Genomic DNA, 19,003 nt, shown 5'->3' with positions numbered 1-19,003 from the left:
AGGTCGTCATCCTGGGCGGAGGCCTCGGCTCCGATCGTCGAGCGGCCCAAGGATAAAGCCCGGAAACATCGGAGGGCTCCGGAGACCCATGATGGGTCCCGGATCGGCGCGGCTACGCCGCTTGTCCGGGCTGATGCCGTCGGGCGCAGAAAGGCTCTGACGACGCTCAGCGCAAGCTAAACGCCGCTGCCCTGTGCGACCATCGAGTCGCTGGTTCGCGGGAGGTGCGTCAGCTGCGCGTTGGCGGCGCGGCGGCTGCGATAGAGGCCGAGATGCTCCTTGTCGGGGACGATCGAGGTCGAAATGCCTAGAACCGTCTCGGCCGCTCCCAGGATGACCACCCCGTCCGGCGCCAGGCGCGGGGCGAGGGCGTCCAGCACCTTCGCCTTGGTCGGCACGTCGAAATAGATCAGCACGTTGCGGCAGAAGATCACGTCGAACTGGCCGAGATGGTCATTCGGTTCGAGCAGGTTGTGCTGCTTCAGCTCCACCGTGGCCCGCAGCCGTTCCGACACCTGCCATTTCTCGCCGTCCTGCTGGAAATGCCGCAGCAGCATCTGGATCGGCAGCCCGCGCTGGATCTCGAACTGGCTGTAGATGCCGGTGCGGGCGCGCTCCAGCACCTCGCCGGAGATGTCGGTGCCGAGGATGCGGACGTTCCAGCCGGCGAGGCGGCAGGCCATCTCGTCCAGGATCATCGCCAGCGAATAGGCTTCCTGGCCGGTCGAGACGGCGGCGCACCAGATGCGCAGCGAGCGCGTCGCCGCATTGGCTGAAAGCTTCTCCGGAAGGATCACGTTGCGGAACAGCTCGAACGGCGTGCGATCGCGGAAAAACAGCGTCTCGTTCGTCGTCATCGCCTCGACGACGGCGTTCTCGAGCTGCGGGTCGCCGTGGCGCAGCCGCTCGACCAGCGCCACCAGCCCCTCGATGCCGCGCCGGCGGCAGAGGATGCCGAGCCGGCTCTCGGCCAGATAGCGTTTCTCCGGGCCGAGCGAGAGGCCCGAGCGATAATGCAGGAGCAGGCGAAGGAAGTCGAAATCACCGTCGGTCATGACAGGCGCCCCGCGCGCAGGAGGTCGCGGATCGCGGGGCCGATGCCGTCGAGCGATATGACGGCGCTGGCGTGGTTGGCCCGCACGACGGAGCCGGGCATGCCCCAGATCGTGCTGGACTGCTCGTCCTGTGCGATCACGGCGGCGCCGGACCGCCGCAGCGCGCCGGCGCCTTCCGTGCCGTCCGCCCCCATGCCGGTCAGCACCAGGCCGAGTGCCGCGGGGCCGAGATGGCGCGCCGCGTCGTTGAACAGGACGTCCACGGCCGGGCGGCAGAACTTGACGGGAGGGGCATCGCTGATGCTCGCGACGATATGGCCGAGCCGTCGGTCGATGCCGAGATGGCGCCCGCCCGGCGCGACATAGATTATCCCGCGGCTGAGGCGCTCGCCGTCGAAGGGCTCGCGCGCAGGGATGCCGGTATGGCAGGCGATCTGCTCGGCGAAGGAAGCGGTGAACAGCGGCGGCATGTGCTGGACGATGATCGTCGTCAGCTCCTGCAGGGCATCGCCCATGTCGAAAAGCGCCCTGGCAATGGCGCGCGGCCCTCCGGTCGAGGCGCCGACGACGAGGTAGCGCGGCACGACCGAGACGAGCTGGCGCAGGTTGTCCGGGCCGCCCGGCGTGAAATCGATGTCGACCTCCGGCGGCAGGTAGCCGGGCCTCGCCGGGCTCTGCGCGATGTTCCCGAGCTTGAGCAGGAACTCGCTGCGGAAATCGAGGGAGACGGTCAGGCCGTGGCGGCTGTCCGGCTTGGAGACGACGTCCATCGCCCCCTTCGTCATGCATTCGAGCGCGATGCGGGCGTTGCGCTCGGTCAGCGTCGTCGCCAGCAGCACGCCGGTATGGGGGCTTTCCTTCAGGATCAGGGGCAGGGCGGCTGCGCCGTCGACGCCCGGCATGTCGAGGTCGAGCACCATCACGTCGGGCTTGAAGCGGCTGGCATGGGCGACGGCCGTCTCGCCGTCACCGGCCACGGCGACGAGGTAGAACTGCCCGCTCTCGCCGAGCCAGCGGGCGAAGAGGCCGCGGACGACGACCGAATCGTCGGCGATCACGACCGTCTTGTGCCGCTGGGTGCCAGCTGCGCCGGCCGGCGAGAAACTGCTCATGCGTCACACACCCGCTGCATCGCCTTCGTGATCCTCAACCATGCAAACGAAGTGCCGACCCGGCCTGTCGGCGTCGGTCCCGCGTGCCTGTGCTCACAGCAATCCGACCTGGTGGAACTTGGAGGCGACGATCTCCTTGTCGAACGGCTTCATGATGTATTCGTCGGCGCCTGCATGCATGGCGCGCGCGATATGGGCGATGTCGTTCTCAGTGGTGCAGAACACGACCTTCGGACGCTTGCCCCCGGGCATCTGGCGGAGCGTGCGCAGGAAGTCGTAGCCGTCCATGATCGGCATGTTCCAGTCGAGCAGCACGGCGTCGGGCATCTCGCCCTTGCAGGCGTCGATGGCGCGCGCGCCGTCCTCCGCTTCCGTGATGCGGAACTGGAGGCCCTCCAGGATGCGGCGGGCGACCTTGCGGATCACGGCGGAGTCGTCGACGACGAGGCAGGATTTCATATTCAGTCTCCAGATCGGTACGGCGACGCCTCAGGCTGCGGCGTGCAGGTCGAGGGCGAGGATGGCGTCGACGTCGAGAACGACGAGCAAGCGGTCTTCGAGGCGGTGCACGCCGGTGGCGAGCGCGGCCCAGCTGCGGTCCAGATGAACGGGCGTCGGCTCGAGGCTGGACCGGTCCATCCGCATCACCTCGCCGACGGCGTCCACGATCAGCGCGTAGGCTTCGCCCTCATGGTCTATTCCGACTGCGACCAGCTCGGTCTTGCCGTCCCGATCTTGCCTGAGGGTTACGGGTTGGCCGAGCCGCCTGCGCAGACAGATCGCGGTGACGATGCGCCCGCGCAGGTTGAGCAGGCCGATAATCTCCGCAGGCGCATGCGGGACGAGCGTGATGCGGTTGGCGATGAAGACGTCATGGACGCGCCCGATCGGCAACCCCAGAAGCTGGTCGCCGATCGTGACGGTGACGTAGTCGAGCGAGTCGAAGTTGCCGAGCGCCGGCTCGGCAGCCGGGCGGCGGTCCGTCGGCTGAAGCATCATGCGGCCTCCCTGACGCCGCGACGGCGCTCGGCAAGCTCGGCAAGGAGGGCGCGGCGGTCGAATTTGGCGACGACCTCGTCGAGCCCTTCCTGTCCGGCGCGCAGATGCAGGTCAGGCGTCACCAGCGTCGTCATCCCGATCAGCCGCAGGCTCGTGCCGTCCGCCCCGGCGCGCAGCGCCGCGGCAAATGTGAAGGCGCCTTCGCTGTCTGCGTCCATGTCGATCAGGACGGTGGTGATCGCGCCCTCGGCCAGATGCCGGCGGGCGGCTTCGAAATCGCCGACGCTGGCGACCCGGTGTCCGGTGGCCTTGAGCACGGGGGTCAGCATGTCGCGCAGGAAGGCCGAGCGCTCGACCAGCAGGATCTGGGTGGGCGTCGAGGTGTCGGCGCGGTCCTGGCCGGGCTGGCGCCAGCCGAACTCGTGCAGTGGCAGGTAATGCGCCAGGTCGATGATGTCCGTGGCGCGGCCGCGGATCATCGCCGATCCGACGACGCCCGTGTTCTGAGCCGTCGCCATCTCGATGTCGAGCACCTCGTCGACGATGTCGACGATCGCGTCGACGGCCAGCGCGACGGTCAACTCGCCTTCGGAAACGACCACGAGAGGCTGCAGCCCCTCGCTCTGGATCTGGGTTTCGCCGACCGGCACCACCGGGACGAGCCGGTTGCGATAGTGCAGGAGGACGCGGCCGCTGCCGCTCTGGAACTGTCCGGCATCGACCTCTTCAAGCCGCGTGACGAGCGACAGCGGCACGGCCCGGACGGCCCGGGGGCCGGTCCTGAACACCAGGACGGTGGTCTTCTCGACGCTCGGCGCCGCGGGAAGGGCCGGCGCTTCGGCCTGAATGGTGTCGCGCGCCATGCCGGTGACGCCGGAGAGGCTGGCGACGCCGTTGGGGTCGACGATCAGCACCACGGCGCCATCACCCAGGATGGTGTTGCCGGAGAAGACCGGGACGTGCCGAAGCTTGCTCGACATCGGCTTGACGACGATTTCCTCGGTATGGAAGACGCCGTCGACCAGGATGCCGAACTGGCGCTCGCCGATCTCCGTCACGACGATGAAGCCGTTCTCGAGCGAGGCCTCGGCCGTGCCCATCACCTGCGACAGCGCGATGATCGGCAGCAGTCGTCCGCGCAGGCGCAGGATCGGCGCGCCGTTGATCGTCTCGATGCGGTTGTCCGCCTCGGCCTTCACCCGGACGAGTTCGCGCACCACGACCTGGGGGATCGCGAAGCGCTGGTCGCCGCAGACGACGATCAGCGCCGCGACGATCGCGAGGGTGAGCGGGATCTTGATCGTGATGGTGGTGCCGGAGCCGGGCTTGGTGGCGATGTCGATCAGCCCGCCGATGGCATCGACATTGACCTTGACCACGTCCATGCCGACACCGCGCCCGGAGATGGCCGTGATGCTGTCGGCGGTCGAGAAGCCGGGATGGAAGATGAAGCGGCCGACCTGGGCATCGCTCATGCGCTCGGCTTCCGCCTCCGCGGCAAGACCGCGCTGGACCGCCTTGCTGCGGATGCGCTCAATGTCGAGTCCGCGGCCGTCGTCGGAGATCAGGATCTTGACCGAGCCGCCCTCGTGATAGGCGGCCAGGCGGATCGTGCCGTGCTCGGACTTGCCGGCGGCCAGGCGTTCGGCGGGAGACTCGATCGCATGGTCGGCGCAATTGCGGACCATGTGCATCAGCGGATCCTTGATCACGTCGAGGATCTGCCGGTCGAGTTCGGTCTCCGCGCCCTCGGTGACGAGTTCGATGCGCTTGCCGAGTTCGGCGCCGAGATCGCGCACGACGCGGGGCAGCTTCGACCAGGCGTTGCCGATCGGCTGCATGCGCGTCTTCATGACGCCTTCCTGCAACTCCGCCGTGATCAGCGAAAGGCGCTGCAGCGGCCCCTTGAGGCCGGCGTCGTCCTGCTTCCGGGCGATGTCGAGGAGCTGATTGCGCGTCAGCACCAGCTCCGAAACCATCGTCATCAGATGCTCGATCGTGTCGACGCTGACGCGCAGCGTGGCCGGGCCGGTGGGCCGGGAGTCGCGCGCCGCCGATTCTTCGCCCGGCTCGGAAGCGTCGATCTGCTCGATGCGCCCGTCGCGGCCACGCTGCGGCCCGGGCGCATTGCGGAAGACCAGATCGAGCCCGTCCTCGGCCGGCGCTTCAAAGGCCGCGCCGGCTGCCGGTCCGGCGTGGCGCGCAAGATAAGCTGCGACCGGGTCGACGGTCTCTCCCGTCGCGGCGCTGCGCCTCTGCAACTCGGCCTTGGCATGCTCCGCCAAGATCTCGAGTTCCTGGATGAGGTTCTCGTCGTTGCCGGGCGGCTCCTCGCCCTTCTCGGCCAGCTCGGCCAGGATGTCCTTGAGCCGGTCGATCGTCTCCAGGATGGCGGTGACGGCGATGGCGCTGACGCTGGCGCCGTCACGAAACTGGCCGATCACCGATTCAGCGGCGTGGGTCAGAGCCTCGAGGCGGGGCAGGCCGATGAAGCCGCAGGTGCCTTTGACGGTATGGACCAGGCGGAAGATGTTGCGGAGGATGTCGCGGTCGTTCGGCTTCTGCTCGAAGCGCACGAGTTCCCGGTCGACGGTATCGAGATTCTCGCCGGTCTCGGTCAGGAACTCTTGCAGCAAGTCGTCCATGCAGGGGACCACCACTCAACGCGACAAACACACGGCGTCCACTAAGGAGCAGAAGGGTTTATGATCGGTTGAGATGGCGGCGAAAGTCGCCGTCAATCGGCGGCGACGCCATTCGAGGCGGCCTTGCCCGCGGTGATCGTGACGGTGTCACCCTCGATCGCGAAGGCGATCGTCATGCCGGCCGCGCGGGCGACCATCCCGGTATAGAGCGGCTGGACCGCGTGGGCGTCGATCGTGCCGGTCTCCGAGCGGCCGGCGATGAGTTCCTCGACATGCGCCGGGATGCGCGCATGCGAGCCCGTGGCGGTGATCGTGATGCTGCTCTGCTCGCCTTCGACGGTGGTGCGCGAGACCAGCTTGCCGCCGCGCGGCACGGCCTGGGCCGCGAGCACCAGGAGGTTGAGCAGGAGCTTGACCTGGTTCTTCGGCAGCAATGCGCGGGGGGCGTCCCAGTCGAGCGAGAGCTTGTCGTCGTTGAGGAAGCCGTTGGCGACGTTGCCGGCATCGCCGAGATCGATCATCGCGCCGGCGGAGCCGGCGGCGCCGAAGGCGAGCCTGGCGAACTGCAGGCGCGACGAGGCGTTGCGGGCGCTCTTCTTGATCAGCTCGAGCGCGAAGTCGCGCATCGACGGGTCGTCCTCCTCGAGCACCTCGAGCGCGTTGACAATGGCGCCGACCGGGCTGATCACGTCATGGCAGACCCGGCTGCAGAGAAGCGCGGCCAGGTCGAGCGGCTCGAGCGAGATGGCGGTCATGGGTATGTCCTGGGGTCATTGATGCATGGCGCTCGGGGCGGGCTGAGCGCTGTTGTCCTCAGGTATGGTGGCATCTTGGTTTTCATGTGGTTAAGCCCATATCCGGGCTTGAGCGGACCGAAGGACGCGTTGCGGTGACGACAGCCGAGGATCTTGCCCGCCGATACGAGCCTGGCCTCGCCGACCCGCGTCTCGCCGACCGCAACGACCTGGCGCGGCGACTGGCGGAGGCGGCCCGCCTTGGTGGGGCGGTCCTGCTGGCGATGCGCGCCGCCCGTGACGTCAAGCTCAAGGCCGACGGCTCGCCGGTCTGCTCGGCCGATCTCGCGGCCGACCATGCCGCCAAGGCCGCGCTCGCCCGGCTCCTGCCGGGCATTCCCGTGATCAGCGAGGAGAGCGTCGCGGACGTCGCACCGGCGCCGCTCTTCATCCTGCTCGATCCGCTCGACGGCACGCGCGAGTTCCTCGCCGGCGGGGACAGCTACTGCGTCGCCATTGCCGTGATCCATGGCGGGCGGCCGGTGGCGGGCGCGATCGCGGCCCCCGCCAGCGGTCGCCTCTGGTTCGCGGGCGAGACGGCCTTCACGCAGGACATGGCTTCGGATGGCGCCACGATCGGCGAGGCGCGGCCGATCGCGGTGCGCCCGTTGCCGGCGGAGGGGCCGGCGACGCTGGTCAGCCGCTTCCATGGCGACCGGCTGAGCGACGCTGTCGCCGCGGCGGTGGGCTCGATCACGACCGTGCCGGTGTCGTCGGCGGTGAAGTTCGGGCTGCTCGCCTCGGGAGAGGCCGACCTGCATGTACGCGGCGGCCAGACCATGGAATGGGACATCGCGGCGGGCGACGCCATCCTGGCCGCGGCCGGGGGCTGCATCCTGACGCTCGATGGAGCGATCCCGCGCTATGGCCGGGCCGATCGCGGCTTCTGCAATCCGCCCTTCGTCGCTGCGTCGAGCGAGGCGCTGGCGCGGCGGGCCTTGGCTGCCGCCGCCGCGGGTTGAGCGCGCAGACCGCCCGAATCAGCGGCCGAAGCTCTCCGAGAGTTCTTGCCAGCGGGTCTCCGCCGTCTTCCGAAGTTGCGCGTCCGCGATGAAGCTGCGGCGGCTCTCGGGCGTGCGGAAGAGGAAGAGCCGCGAGCCGACGATGGCGAAATGCCGCGGATCGGTCTCGACCGCGCGGCCCTGGGCGACCGCTGCGGCGTCGAAGCCGGCGAAGGCAGGCGCGTAGATATCCGGCGCATCGCGGAAGGCCTCGCGATTGGCGGCCGAGACGAAGCGCCAGACGGCGCCCTCATGCACCAGCTCATAGTCGGGAAGCCCGGCCACGGCCTGCTTTCCGAGCCGATAAGCCACGGGATCATAACCGCTTAAAGCGAGGCCGGAATGGACGTCGCGCTGCATCGCCTCGCCCAGCGAGGGCAACTCCGGGAGGCCGGAGGGCAGACCCGGCATATTGGCCGATGCGGGGCCAGCGAGCGCGATGATCGCAGCGACGCCAAGTGCCGCCATGCGGGCGCCTGCCGGCTTCCCGCACCGCCATGTTCCAGCCTTCATCCCGGCAAATCCTCAATTGCTGCACTGCCGGCGAAGCGTTGAGTCGGCCGGAATCTTCACCGGTTGGATACACTTTCGAGAGTATAAAACTGGTTACGGAACTGGTTCGCATTTGCGCGGCATCGTGCCTGGGGTTCGGATTTCGCCGGATTCTCCGGGGCCAACGTCACCCGCCCACCGTTCTGGCGAGGCCCGGCCGGGTTATCGGCAGCTCCGGGGGCAGTAGGTCCGAGCGGACAGACGGCGCGAGCCGGCGCCACACCCGGAGAATTGCTTCATGACCCAAACCCGTCGCAGCCTGATCAAGGGTGGCCTCGCCGTCGCCGGTGCCGGCCTGACCCAGTTGCCGGGCGCAGCGCTCGCCCAGCAATCCTATGCCCAGAGCCAGTCGTTCTCGCAGACCGAACTGCTCGGCTCGGGCCATCAGTTCTTCGGCAACGTCTCTCGCGGGCTGGCGCTGGTGGTCGAGGAGGCTGTCAGGCGCTGGGGCGAGCCGAACGGCTATGTGCTCGGCCAGGAGGCGTCCGGCGCCTTCGTCGGCGGGCTGCGCTATGGCGAAGGCACGCTGTTCACCCGCAATGCCGGGGACCGCAAGGTGTTCTGGCAGGGGCCTTCGATCGGCTTCGACTTCGGCGGCGAGGGCGCGCGCACGATGATGCTGGTCTACGGCCTGCCCTCGGTCGAGTCGCTTTACCAGCGCTTCGCCGGCATCGACGGCTCGGCCTATTTCATCGGCGGCTTCGGCTTCACGGCGCTGAACGCGGAGGGCGTGACCGTGGTGCCGATCCGTACCGGCGTCGGCTGGCGCCTCGGCGTCAATCTCGGCTATCTGAAGTTCACGCCGAACGCGACCTGGAACCCGTTCTAGGTTCGGATCGAAACGGGCGTGACGCGCCGCGGGCGTCGAGCCCGGCCCCCAACCGCCGTTGAAATGCCGGAGCGGCGCGAAAGCGGGTTTCCCCTTTCCGGCGCGTTGACCTAATCTGGTCGCCCGCTGAGGTGGAGCCGCTCATCTTGATCGAAGCTGTCATGCTCGTGGTGCTCGGCTTCCTGTCGGCCAGCCTGCTCGCGCTGGCCGCAGTGCCGGCGCTCGCCCGCCGGGCCGAGAGACTGGCGCGCCGGCGGGCCGAGGCCGCCTTTCCGCTCTCGCTGGCGGAGATCGCGGCCGATCGCGACCATCTGCGCGCCGAACTGGCGTTGCGCGCCCGCACCCTCGAACAAGAGGCGGAGCGCGGCTTCGCTGCGAAGGCTGCCGCGATGCGGGAACTCGGCGGGCGCGACATGAGAATCGGCGAACTCGATGCGGCGTTGCGCGAGCGTGCGATCGAGATTGCGGCGCTGAACGGCGATTTGGAGGCCGCCCGCGAGCAACTGGCCGAGAGCCGCGCGGCGCTGACCGGCACTGGCGGGGATCTGGCGGCGCGCGAAGCCGAACTGGGGCGAGAGCGCGACGCGCTCGGCCGCGGCCAGGCGCTCCTGGCCGAGCGCGACGCGGAACTGGCGAAGTTGCGCGAGGAGCACGACCAGCTACGGGTCGCGCTGGTCGAGGGCCGCACCCGGATCATGGTGCTCGAAACCCGGGGGCGCGATCTGTCCGAAAGCGAAGCGAGACAGGCGATGGAGCGTGAACAGGCAAAGGCGGAAGCGGCGCTGGCCGCCGAGCGGCTATCGCAGCAGGCGAACGACCTTCGGAAGGAACTCGAAGCCCGTGAGGCGCAGCTTCAGGCCGCACGCGCCGAAATCCAGACCTTGCAAGGGGCGCTCGAGGAATCTCGCACCGAACGGTCGCGGCTGAAGCGCGAAACGGCGCAGGCACGCAAGGCAGGAGGCGTCGCCGCGGTGCCCGATCCGGCCGCTCAGGCGGCGCTGCGCCGCGAGATCATGGCCGTGGCCGAGCGGTTGATGGCCCTGCCGCCGAAGCAGGAAGCGGCCGAGTAGCGCAGGTCTTGCGGGCAATCGGCAATCGCGGCGCTGTTTCTCGGAACGCAGCATGACGTCCGTCGAAAACCGGTTTCCACTTTTCGGCATCATGTTCTAGGAAGGCGCGCATTCCGCAGCCTGCCACCGCTTACCGCCCGAGATGGTTCCCGACGTGACAGAACCCCGCTTCGACCTTCTCTGCATCGGCGAGCCGCTGGGCGAGTTCAACGCGACCCGGGCCGAGACCGGGGCCTTCCAGTTCGGGCATGGCGGCGACACCTCGAACTGTGCCATCGCCGCGTCCCGCCAAGGCGCGAAGGCGGCCTATCTCGGAGCGCTCGGGGACGACATGGCCGGGCGCTCGATCCGCGCGCTCTGGCGCGGCGAGGGGGTGGACGACGCCCATGTCTCGACCCATCCGAGCGCGCCGACCGGGCTCTATTTCGTCGATCACGGCCCGTCCGGGCATGTCTTCTCCTACCTGCGCGCCGGCTCGGCCGCGAGCCTGATGGGGCCGCGCGACGTGCCGCGCGATCTCATCGCCTCGGCGCGGATCGTGCAGGCATCGGGCATCAGCCAGGCGATCTCGGCCTCGGCCTGCGACGCCGTGTTCGAGGCTTTCGCTATCGCGCGGGAAGCCGGGGTGCTGACGGCCTACGACACCAATCTGCGGCTGAAGCTCTGGCCGCTGACACGGGCGCGGGCGATCATCAACGCCGCCTGCAGCATGGCCGACATCGTGCTGCCGGGCTATGACGACGCGACGCAGCTGACCGGGCTGAGCGAGCCCGATGCGATCGTCGATTTCTATCTGCGCCTCGGCGCGAAGATCGTGGCGCTGACGCTGGGCGAAGACGGCTCGCTGGTTGCGACGCGGGAGCGGCGCGAGCGGCTCGTCCCGATCAAGGTCAAGGCGATCGACGCCACCGGCGCGGGCGACTGCTATGACGGCGCCTTCCTCGCCGAATATATCCGCACCGGCGATGCCTTCGCGGCCGGCGCCTATGCCAATGTCGCCGCCGCCCTCTCAACCCAGGGGTTCGGCGCAGTCGCCCCCCTGCCACGCCGCGCCGATGTCGAGGCGCGCATGACTTTCGAGCGGGCATCCGTCTCCGAGGCCAAGAAAGCAGATTGATGTCGGTTCCGGTTCTCGACAAGGCGGGCCCGTTGCTCGCCCGCTACGACGTGCTGATCAGCGATGTCTGGGGCGTGGTGCATGACGGCCTCTGGGCGCTGCCGCCGGCCTGCGAACTGCTGGCGCGCTATCGCGAGAAGGGCGGGGCGGTGGTGCTGCTCTCCAATGCGCCGGGGCCCTCGGAGCAGGTCGCCGGCGTGCTCGACAAGAAGCGGGTGCCGCGCGACGCCTGGGACAGGCTCGTCACCTCCGGCGACGTCACGCGCGCGCTGATCGCCGAGAGCCATCACCGCAAGGTCTTCCATATCGGCTGGCAGAGCGACCGCACGGTCTTCGACGGCGCCGATGTCGAGCTGGTCGGCGAGGAGGAGGCCGATCTCGTCGTCGCGACCGAGCTTTTCGACTATCGCACCGAGACGCCGGAGCAGTATCGCCCGCTGCTGGAGCGCTTCGCGGCGCGCGGCGTGCCCTTCGTCTGCGGCAATCCCGATCTCGTCGTCCATGTCGGCCACGACCTGCTGCCCTGCGCCGGTTCGCTGGCGATGATCTATGAGGAGCTCGGCGGCAGCGTTGCCTGGGCCGGAAAACCCTATCGCCCGGCCTATGACCTCGCGCTGGAGGCGGCGCGGACCGCGCGCGGCGGCCATCCGGTCGATCCCGCGAAGGTGCTGGTGATCGGCGATGCGGTCCGCACCGATCTCGCCGGCGCCCGGCTGATGGGCTTCGACAGCCTGTTCATCGCTGGTGGCATCCATCGCGACGAGACGATCCGCGACGGCGCGGTCGACAGGGCGGGGCTGGAGCAGGTGCTGGGCGGACTGCCGGTCCAGCCGGTCGCGGCAATGGTGGCGCTGGTCTGAAGCTGCCGTCATTGCGAGCGCAGCGAAGCAATCCAGCATCGTAGAGCTCTGTGGCCCCTTGGATTGCTTCGCTACGCTCGCAATGACGTAAAAAGCTCAGTCGCTTAGCGCCTTCACCCGCTTTCCGACATCCTCGAACAGACCGTGGAACGGCCTGAAAACGAAGCGCACCGTCGAGCGGCCGGGCGGGACCGCAACGGCCCTGAACAGCACATTCGCGCGCAGCAGCTCGGCCGGGGCGTCGTTGACCTCGACCTGCCACCAATGGTGCCAGACATCGTTGAGCACGACATAGCCGCCCTGGGGCGCGTCGACCTTCAGCGTGACCTCGGTGGTGCCGTAATCGGCGATGCGGACCGAGCCGGGCGCGGTCTGCGGTGGGTCTTGCACGGAAGGTGCGGGCGGTGCCTCGCCTTCGAGCAGGACGGTCCGGCGCGGATCGAAACCCTGCGGCCATTGCCCGCTCGTCAGGATCGCCTCGAAATCGGCCTTCTCCGCCTTCGGCACCAGCAGCACGCGCGGCAGCGCGCGCGGGTTCTCGTAGACATAGGCATCAGCCGTGCGCGCGATCTGCCTGACATCGCCGGGCTTCAGGGTCTTGGCGATCTGCTCGATGGGCACGCCGGTCGCGATGAATCGGAGGCCGAGCATGTCGGCCAGCAGCGAGCGATAACCCGGCATCAGGGCCGAGAAGCTGCGCTGGTCGGGCAGGGCGACATGGTCGCCGGCGCCGGTCGCCCGGCTGTAGAGGCCTAGCCGCAGCGGGTTGTAGCCCAGCGTGTTGTCGAGGCCGTGAACGAGGCTGGCATTGGGCCAGTGGAAGCCGATGCCGGCCAGCTCGATGCGGTCGCGCCGGTCGGGGCCGGCGGTGCGCGCGGTCTCGCGCTTCAGCACGGCGATGGTCTCGTTGGCGGTGTCGGCGCGCAGCACGTCGTAATCCTCCGCGGGGAGGGCGGTGGATTCGCTCGGGCCGTTGTTCACGGAGAGGTCGACGGTGAGGGTCGCTGCGAGCACGATCGCCGCGCCCAGCCATGCCCCGCGCAGGGCGAGGCCGCGGGCGGCGACGAGCGCGCCGAGGCTCAAAGCCGCGCAGAGCAGCGAGGTCACCAGCGGCACGATGGCGAGTTCCAGCCGCCCGACGGTCCGGGCGAGCCAGATCGCGAGGCCGAACGCCCCGGTGAAGAGCGCGATCTCCAGAAGGCGCTGCCAGAGGCGCGCCCGCGGCGCCGTGCCGGTCATGACCAGATGGGTGAGGTAGCCGGCGAGCAGCGCGAACAGTGCGCCCAGAATGAAGACGGCGTCGGCCGGGCGCCGGTAGAAAGAGACGCCCGGCAGCTCGAAGAGCAGGCGGAAGCCCGGCGTGAAGCGCCCGAGGGAATAGATCAGCACGAGAAGCGCCGCGACGCTCAGCGCGACGATCTCCCGCCGCAGCAGCGCGCCCCGGACGATGCCGACCGTCAGGATCAGCCCCATCGGGATCAACCCGAGATAGAGCTGGCTCATGTTGCGGGCGAGGTAGAGGTCCTGCGGGCCGAAGCGGGCCTCGAAGGCGGGGCTCGGCGCGCCCCAGAAATTCGCCAGCGGTCCGGCCGCGCCGTAGAGATTGGCGAAGAGGCCGGTCAGCAGCGCGGCCGGGTGCAGCGAGCCCTTGCCGGCACCGACGAGGTCGATGGCGGGACGGTTCGATTCCTCGGCGAGGAAGGCAGTGAGGAGGATCGGCACGGTCGCGACCAGCAGCGCGCCGAGCGCCCCGGCGAGCAGCGGCAGAAGGCTCGAGCGCAGGGCCCGCCAAGGGCTTCGTGCCATGGCGATGGCGGCGATGACGAGACCAGCGAGCACATAGCAGCCGATCAGCGCGACCTGGTCGCGCCCCAGTACCATGAAGCCGGCGACGATGCCGGCTGCAAAGCCATAGGCCAGCGAGCCGCGCTCGAGAGCGCGCGAGAGCAGTGCCAGCGTGATCGCAAAATAGCCGAGGCTGAGCACCTGCCCGACATGCTGGATGCGCCAGGCGGCGGCGGCGCCGAAAGCGAAGGCCAGGGCGGCGACGACGGCACCGGCCGGATGCCAGTTACGGTCGCGGAAGATCACGACGAAGGCCAGCGCGCCGGCGAGCAGCGTGCCGAGCACGGCACCGTCGCCCAGACGGAAGCCGGGCACCGGCTCCAGCGCCGCGATCAGGGCGAAAGGCGGGGAGAAGATCAGCGATTGCGGATCGGCGACCTGCGGCGAACCGGAGAAGACGTAGGGCGTCCAGAAGGGCGATCGGCCGCTGTGCCAGCTTTCCGCGAGGAACTGCAACTGCGGCTGGAAATGTGCCTTGGCGTCCCAGGGAATGGTGACGATGCCGGAGAGCCAGGGCCAGGACAAAGCGAGCCAGGCGAAGGCCACGATGCCGAGCACGCCGGCGAGCGGCCAGCTCGGCCGCGGATCGTAAGGGGGCTCAGACTCGGCGAAGGACATGAAGCGCGATGCTACCGTCCGCATGACGTCATTGCGAGCATAGCGAAGCAATCCAGCAGCGGCAGCGCTCTACGTCTTCCTGGATTGCTTCGTCGCTACGCTCCTCGCAATGACGGAGAGCGGGCGACATCGGGCTCAATCCTTCGGAGCGGCCCGCGCCATCAGCGCGTCCATGTCGATGAAATGGCCGGCGCGGTCGCGCTTCGAGGCGAGGTAGCGGACATTGTGGACATTGGGCCGCCCGAGCACGCGCTGCGTCGCCGCCACGTCGAGGCCGGCGGCCTCGATCGCGCCGATCTTGAGCGGGTTGTTGGTCAGCGCGGTGACGCGGGTGACGCCGAGCTGCTTCAGCATCGTCGCAGCGAAGTCGAAATGGCGCTGGTCGAGATCGAAGCCGAGCACCTCGTCGGCGTCGTAGGTGTCCCAGCCCTGGCTCTGCAGCTTGTAGGCGCGCATCTTGTTGGAGATGCCGTTCCCGCGGCCTTCCTGGTCGAGATAGAGCAGGACGCCGCCGTCATTCTCGGCCATCCACTGCACCGTCTCGCGCAACTGGTCGCCGCAATCGCATTTCAGCGAGCCGAAGAGATCGCCGGTCAGGCAGGCGGAGTGCAGGCGCACCGGCACGGCAGAGGCGAAATCCGGCTTGCCGACGATGATCGCGACCTGGTCGCGCAGCCCCTCGCCGCCACGAAAGACGACGAACTCCGTCTCAGGTGCGCCTTCGAGCGGGACGGGAGCGCGGCCGACGATGGTCAGCGTCGCGGCCTGTGCGGCGCGGTAGCCCGTCACGGCCTCGATCGCGACCTCGACCAGCGGCTCGCCGGTGACGGCCTCTTCCGTGACCGGGATGACGATGGCTGCCGGCAGCACCAGCGACAGGCGCGCCAGTTCGAGGGCCGCCTCGTCCAGCTCGGAGACAGGAGCCACGGGCGCATCGACCTTGCCGTCCGTCTTCAGCGCCAGCATCTCGATGCGCGCCAGATCAAGCGTCGGCATCGCGAGGGTGCCGGACTCCACGCGGCTCTTCGCGCCGAGCCGGCGCAGCCGCGCCGCGCCGAGCACGAGATGGGCCATGCCCCCGGCGAGTGCGTCGAGACGGCCGGCCAGATCGCCCTCGGCCAGCTCGGCTGAGAGGACCAGTGCGAGCCGCTCGCCACCACGCAGCAGAACCGGGCGGCCGGCGCGCAATTCGGAGATCGCCCGATCGACCGCGACAAGGCTCGTTTCGAGCGGGCGTCCGAACAGCGTACGCGACTGAGGCATCGGATTGTCCGTCAGATAAGGCCGAAAGTCGGCGGGGAGGTTCAGGCTTATACGTGGGCAGGGTCGATATAGATCCGCACTGCACGATTTTCCATCAACGTGCGCGCGACAAGTGCGGTTCCATCGCTCGCAGCCGAGGGCCAAGCCAGGCTGCGCATCGGGAAGAGACTGGTCTTGCGTGCTTGAACAGCGCATGAATGTGGCAAAACTGGCGTCGAGCCGGCAGGGGGCGGCGAAGCCGCAATGATGCGGGAGCATGACATGGCGATTGAAACACCGCCCGACCCCGCCTACAGCGCCACCGCCCGCCGCCTGCACTGGGTGACGGCCGGCGCGGTCCTGGTGATGGTGCCCCTCGGCCTCGCCATGAGCTATCGCGGCAATACGCTGGACATCTGGGACGGGCTGACGGACGCGCTCTACAGCTCGCACAAGCTGATCGGCTTCACGCTGCTCTGGCTCATCGTGCTGCGGCTGGGCTACCGCTTCCGGCGCGGTGCGCCGCCGGACGAGCCGAGCCTGCACTGGTGGCACAAGGCGGCGTCACATCTCACGCATTGGTCGCTTTACGCGCTGCTGATCGTGGTGCCGCTGCTCGGCTGGATCGGCGTTTCGCTCTATCCGTCGCTGACGCTGTTCGGGCTGGTCGATCTTCCGGCGCTGGCGAGCCCGAACGAAGAGCTGGCGAAGAAAGTGCTCAGCGTCCATGGCACTCTCGCCATCACCCTGGCGCTGCTCGCCTGCGTCCATGTCACGGCGGCGCTCTATCATCATGGCATCCGACGGGACGGCGTGCTGCGCCGGATGCTGCCGGGCCTGCGGCGCGACTAGATTATCGGGTCGAGTATCTTAGTCGGTCCGATAATCTAGCTCTTTGATCGTGCATCGGCTTTTCCCGAAAACCGCATTCCACTTTTCGGGCCGATGCTTTAGACGGGCCGCGCCCAGAGATCCTGATGGCCGATGAGCGCCGAGGCGGCGCCGGCCCTGGCCTCGAGCCAGCCGGCGACGGTCGCGGGATCGACCTGGCCGGTCTCCAGCACCGCCTCGGCGATGCCCTTCGCCATGGTGGGGACGAGTTCGCCGTAGCGCGCATCGAGACGCCAGGCGCTGTCGCCGATCGAGACCGCGAAGCCGGCCTTGCGGAAAGCCTCGGCCATCATGTCGTTGGCGTCGGGGCCGGCTGCGGGGCCGAAACCCTTGTCGCCCCGCTGGTGGTGCTTGAAAGCCGCGAGCACCCGCGCATCGCCCTTATGGACCGGCTTCCAGCTCTCGCGGCCGTCATAGGTGAGCACGGCGTAGAGCGGCAGTTTCTGGCTGGTCAGCGCCGCGACGAAGCGCTCGATCCAGCGCTTCGAGGCGAGATCGAACAGCGCCGCGGCGGCCACGAGATCGGGCTGCCAGCCGAGCACCCATTCGAGATCGGTGGTCAGATCCGCCTTGCGCATGTCGACCGTGATCGCATGCGCGCCTTTGGTGAGCACGAGCTCCTCGCCCTGTTCGCGGGCCTCGTCCGCCCAGTTGGCGAGCGTCCGGCGCGTCGCGTCGAGGAGGGCGGCGTCGGCGTCGACCAGCGTCCAGTGCTGGCGCGGGGGCAGCGAGGCATAGGTGCCGCGCAGGTTCGAGCCGGCGCCGCAGCCGAGGTCCACGACCGTCACTGCGGCCTTCGGCGCGAAATGCGCGCCGACGGCAGCCAGAACCTGGGGATTGCGGGCCGCATGATCGGCCGGTTCCCGCAAAGCGAGCCATTCCGGGGAGAAGCCGCTCATCAACTTACCTTTCGCCCGAAACCGGGCAGACAGACCCCGGCGACGATCGTCGCCGTCTCGCGCCAGCGCGGCAGGTCGACTGCCGCAGCCCAGGCCGCCTCGGCAAGCTGCCGACGCTGCGCCGGCGCATCAATCAGGTCCGCCAGGGCCTTGGCAAGCGCGTCGGCATCGCCGGGCGCGATTTTCAGCGCGGCGGCGTCCGGCACTGTCTCCGCGGCGGCGCCTCCCGTCGTGCAGATGATCGGCAGTCCACGCGCCAGCGCCTCGGTCAGCACCATGCCGTAGCCCTCGAAGAGCGAGGGCATGACGAAGAGATCAGACCGATCGTAGGCTTGCGCCAGAGCCGCGTCGTCCACGGCCCCTGCAAGCAAGATGCGGTCCGAAAGGCCTGCGGCGGCGATCTGGCCGGTGAGATCGCGGGTGGTATCGGGCGCGCGGTCGGTCGCTCCGACGATCGTCAGCTGCCAATCCGTGTCGCGCAGGCTATCAAGCGCCTCGACCAGCACGTCATAGCCCTTGCGCGGCACGATGGAGCCGACGGCGAGCAGCCGCAGTGGCCCGCCGGGCGCTCCGCCCTGGGCTCGTGGCGCCGGATCGACGCCCGGCGGAGCGACGGTGATGCGCCCTTCCTCGACGCCGAAATCCGCCGCCAGCAGGCGCTTGGTCGCCGGGCTGGTGGTGATGATCGCGCGGGCGTAGCGCAGCGCGGCCGCTTCCCGCTCCAGCAGGAAGCGCGCCTGCTCCGGCGTCAGCCCCGTCTCCAGGCCGAGCGGGTGGTGGACGAGCGCCACGACGCGCCCGGCCAGCCCGGCGGCGATGCCTTCCGGGAAGGCGCCATAGGCGAGCCCGTCGATCAGCAGGGGGGCGTCCCAGGGCTGGGACAGGATCGCGCGCCCGGTCTCGGCGAGATCGGCCTCGCTCGGGAAGGGAAAGGAGCCGGGGAGGGCGAGATGCGTCGCCTCGACGCCGAGCATCCGCCATTCCGCCAGCAGTCTGCGGCCATAGCCATAGCCGCCGGTCGGCAGGTCGATAACGCCGGGAATGGCGAAGGCGATCGCGCTCACGCGAGCGGACCCTCGAAGCTGGCACGGGCCAGATCGGTTTCGTGCAGGGTCACGCGGATGCGCGAAAGGCCGGCGCCGTCCTCGCCCAGCGCGCCGGATTTAGCGGCGGCGGCAAGGGCGTCGAAGATGTGCTTGCAGAGGAATTCGGTGGTGGTCAGCTGCCCGGCGAATTGCGGCAGCGTGTCCAGGTTCTGGTAGTTCAGCGGCTTCAGCGTCGCGCGCAGGACGTCCAGCGCCGCGCCGATGTCGACCACGACATTGTGCCGCGTCAGCGTCTCGCGGAAGAAGGCGACGTCCACGACGAAGGTCGCGCCGTGCATGTTCTGGGCCGGGCCGAAGAAGGGATCGGGCAACGAGTGGCCGATCATGATGCGGTCGCGGACTTCGACGGAGAACATGGGCATTCCTCG

The 19,003-nt window shown here is 68.9% G+C and carries 18 protein-coding genes; 6 read left to right on the top strand and 12 right to left on the bottom strand.

Going from position 1 to position 19,003, the window contains the following annotated elements:
• Positions 1-176: 176 nt before the first annotated feature.
• The 6 genes from ASE63_RS20890 to ASE63_RS20865 form a co-directional block, all read right to left on the bottom strand.
• Positions 177-1,055: a protein-glutamate O-methyltransferase CheR gene (locus ASE63_RS20890; protein ID WP_056805938.1), complete on the bottom strand. Its 879-nt coding sequence runs from the start codon at positions 1,053-1,055 to the stop codon at positions 177-179.
• Positions 1,052-2,167 (bottom strand): chemotaxis-specific protein-glutamate methyltransferase CheB, encoded by a 1,116-nt coding sequence (gene cheB, locus ASE63_RS20885; RefSeq protein WP_056805935.1) that lies wholly within the window; start codon positions 2,165-2,167, stop codon positions 1,052-1,054. The genes ASE63_RS20890 and cheB overlap by 4 nt, the downstream gene beginning before the upstream one ends.
• A 93-nt stretch (positions 2,168-2,260) precedes the next feature.
• A complete protein-coding gene (locus tag ASE63_RS20880) occupies positions 2,261-2,626 on the bottom strand; it encodes a response regulator (protein WP_056805931.1) in 366 nt (121 codons plus the stop codon).
• 30 nt (positions 2,627-2,656) lie between these two features.
• Positions 2,657-3,163 carry a chemotaxis protein CheW gene (locus tag ASE63_RS20875; protein WP_200962599.1) on the bottom strand — a complete coding sequence of 169 codons (507 nt, stop codon included), beginning with the start codon at positions 3,161-3,163 and terminating at the stop codon, positions 2,657-2,659.
• Complete coding sequence (locus ASE63_RS20870; RefSeq protein ID WP_056805925.1) at positions 3,163-5,811, bottom strand: chemotaxis protein CheW; 2,649 nt, start codon at positions 5,809-5,811, stop codon at positions 3,163-3,165. The genes ASE63_RS20875 and ASE63_RS20870 overlap by 1 nt, the downstream gene beginning before the upstream one ends.
• 92 nt (positions 5,812-5,903) lie before the next feature.
• On the bottom strand, positions 5,904-6,566 hold the full coding sequence (locus ASE63_RS20865; RefSeq protein ID WP_056805922.1) for a histidine phosphotransferase family protein: 663 nt from the start codon (positions 6,564-6,566) through the stop codon (positions 5,904-5,906).
• A gap of 134 nt (positions 6,567-6,700) precedes the next feature.
• Between ASE63_RS20865 and ASE63_RS20860 the strand changes: the two genes are divergently transcribed.
• Positions 6,701-7,567: an inositol monophosphatase family protein gene (locus ASE63_RS20860; protein WP_244491507.1), complete on the top strand. Its 867-nt coding sequence runs from the start codon at positions 6,701-6,703 to the stop codon at positions 7,565-7,567.
• A gap of 18 nt (positions 7,568-7,585) precedes the next feature.
• Here the strand turns inward: ASE63_RS20860 and ASE63_RS20855 are convergent, their stop codons facing one another.
• Positions 7,586-8,074 carry a YHS domain-containing (seleno)protein gene (locus ASE63_RS20855; RefSeq protein ID WP_056805919.1) on the bottom strand — a complete coding sequence of 163 codons (489 nt, stop codon included), beginning with the start codon at positions 8,072-8,074 and terminating at the stop codon, positions 7,586-7,588.
• A 322-nt stretch (positions 8,075-8,396) separates the two neighbouring features.
• Between ASE63_RS20855 and ASE63_RS20850 the strand changes: the two genes are divergently transcribed.
• The 4 genes from ASE63_RS20850 (at position 8,397) to ASE63_RS20835 (ending at position 12,034) form a co-directional block, all read left to right on the top strand.
• Positions 8,397-8,987, top strand: coding sequence for a DUF1134 domain-containing protein (locus ASE63_RS20850; RefSeq protein WP_082610156.1), 591 nt, complete (start codon positions 8,397-8,399; stop codon positions 8,985-8,987).
• Positions 8,988-9,133: 146 nt separating this feature from the next.
• Complete coding sequence (locus ASE63_RS20845) at positions 9,134-10,057, top strand: hypothetical protein (RefSeq protein ID WP_156410511.1); 924 nt, start codon at positions 9,134-9,136, stop codon at positions 10,055-10,057.
• A gap of 154 nt (positions 10,058-10,211) precedes the next feature.
• Positions 10,212-11,174 carry a sugar kinase gene (locus ASE63_RS20840; protein WP_244491505.1) on the top strand — a complete coding sequence of 321 codons (963 nt, stop codon included), beginning with the start codon at positions 10,212-10,214 and terminating at the stop codon, positions 11,172-11,174.
• Complete coding sequence (locus tag ASE63_RS20835; RefSeq protein WP_056805910.1) at positions 11,174-12,034, top strand: TIGR01459 family HAD-type hydrolase; 861 nt, start codon at positions 11,174-11,176, stop codon at positions 12,032-12,034. The genes ASE63_RS20840 and ASE63_RS20835 overlap by 1 nt, the downstream gene beginning before the upstream one ends.
• Positions 12,035-12,130: 96 nt before the next feature.
• Here the strand turns inward: ASE63_RS20835 and ASE63_RS20830 are convergent, their stop codons facing one another.
• Positions 12,131-14,497, bottom strand: coding sequence for a hypothetical protein (locus ASE63_RS20830; RefSeq protein WP_244491504.1), 2,367 nt, complete (start codon positions 14,495-14,497; stop codon positions 12,131-12,133).
• 135 nt (positions 14,498-14,632) lie between these two features.
• A complete protein-coding gene (gene ribA / locus ASE63_RS20825) occupies positions 14,633-15,760 on the bottom strand; it encodes a GTP cyclohydrolase II RibA (RefSeq protein ID WP_056805907.1) in 1,128 nt (375 codons plus the stop codon).
• 261 nt (positions 15,761-16,021) lie between these two features.
• Here ribA and ASE63_RS20820 point away from each other — a divergent pair, with 261 nt between their 5' ends.
• Positions 16,022-16,591 carry a cytochrome b gene (locus tag ASE63_RS20820; protein WP_156410510.1) on the top strand — a complete coding sequence of 190 codons (570 nt, stop codon included), beginning with the start codon at positions 16,022-16,024 and terminating at the stop codon, positions 16,589-16,591.
• A 98-nt stretch (positions 16,592-16,689) separates the two neighbouring features.
• Here ASE63_RS20820 and ASE63_RS20815 read toward each other — a convergent pair whose 3' ends face one another.
• From ASE63_RS20815 to ASE63_RS20805, 3 genes are read right to left on the bottom strand one after another with little or no spacing between them, the layout of a single operon-like run.
• A complete protein-coding gene (locus ASE63_RS20815) occupies positions 16,690-17,529 on the bottom strand; it encodes a hypothetical protein (protein ID WP_056805903.1) in 840 nt (279 codons plus the stop codon).
• A complete protein-coding gene (locus tag ASE63_RS20810; protein ID WP_056805900.1) occupies positions 17,529-18,593 on the bottom strand; it encodes a glycosyltransferase family 4 protein in 1,065 nt (354 codons plus the stop codon). Before ASE63_RS20810 ends, ASE63_RS20815 begins: the two co-directional genes overlap by 1 nt.
• Entirely contained in the window at positions 18,590-18,991 is a 402-nt protein-coding gene (locus ASE63_RS20805) for a 6-carboxytetrahydropterin synthase (protein WP_056805898.1), read from the bottom strand. Before ASE63_RS20805 ends, ASE63_RS20810 begins: the two co-directional genes overlap by 4 nt.
• Positions 18,992-19,003 lie beyond the last annotated feature (12 nt).

Source organism: Allobosea sp. Root381 (assembly GCF_001429395.1).
GTDB lineage: Bacteria > Pseudomonadota > Alphaproteobacteria > Rhizobiales > Beijerinckiaceae > Allobosea.
Note: the sequence above shows the minus strand (reverse complement) of the source record. Positions and strands in the feature narration are given on the sequence as shown.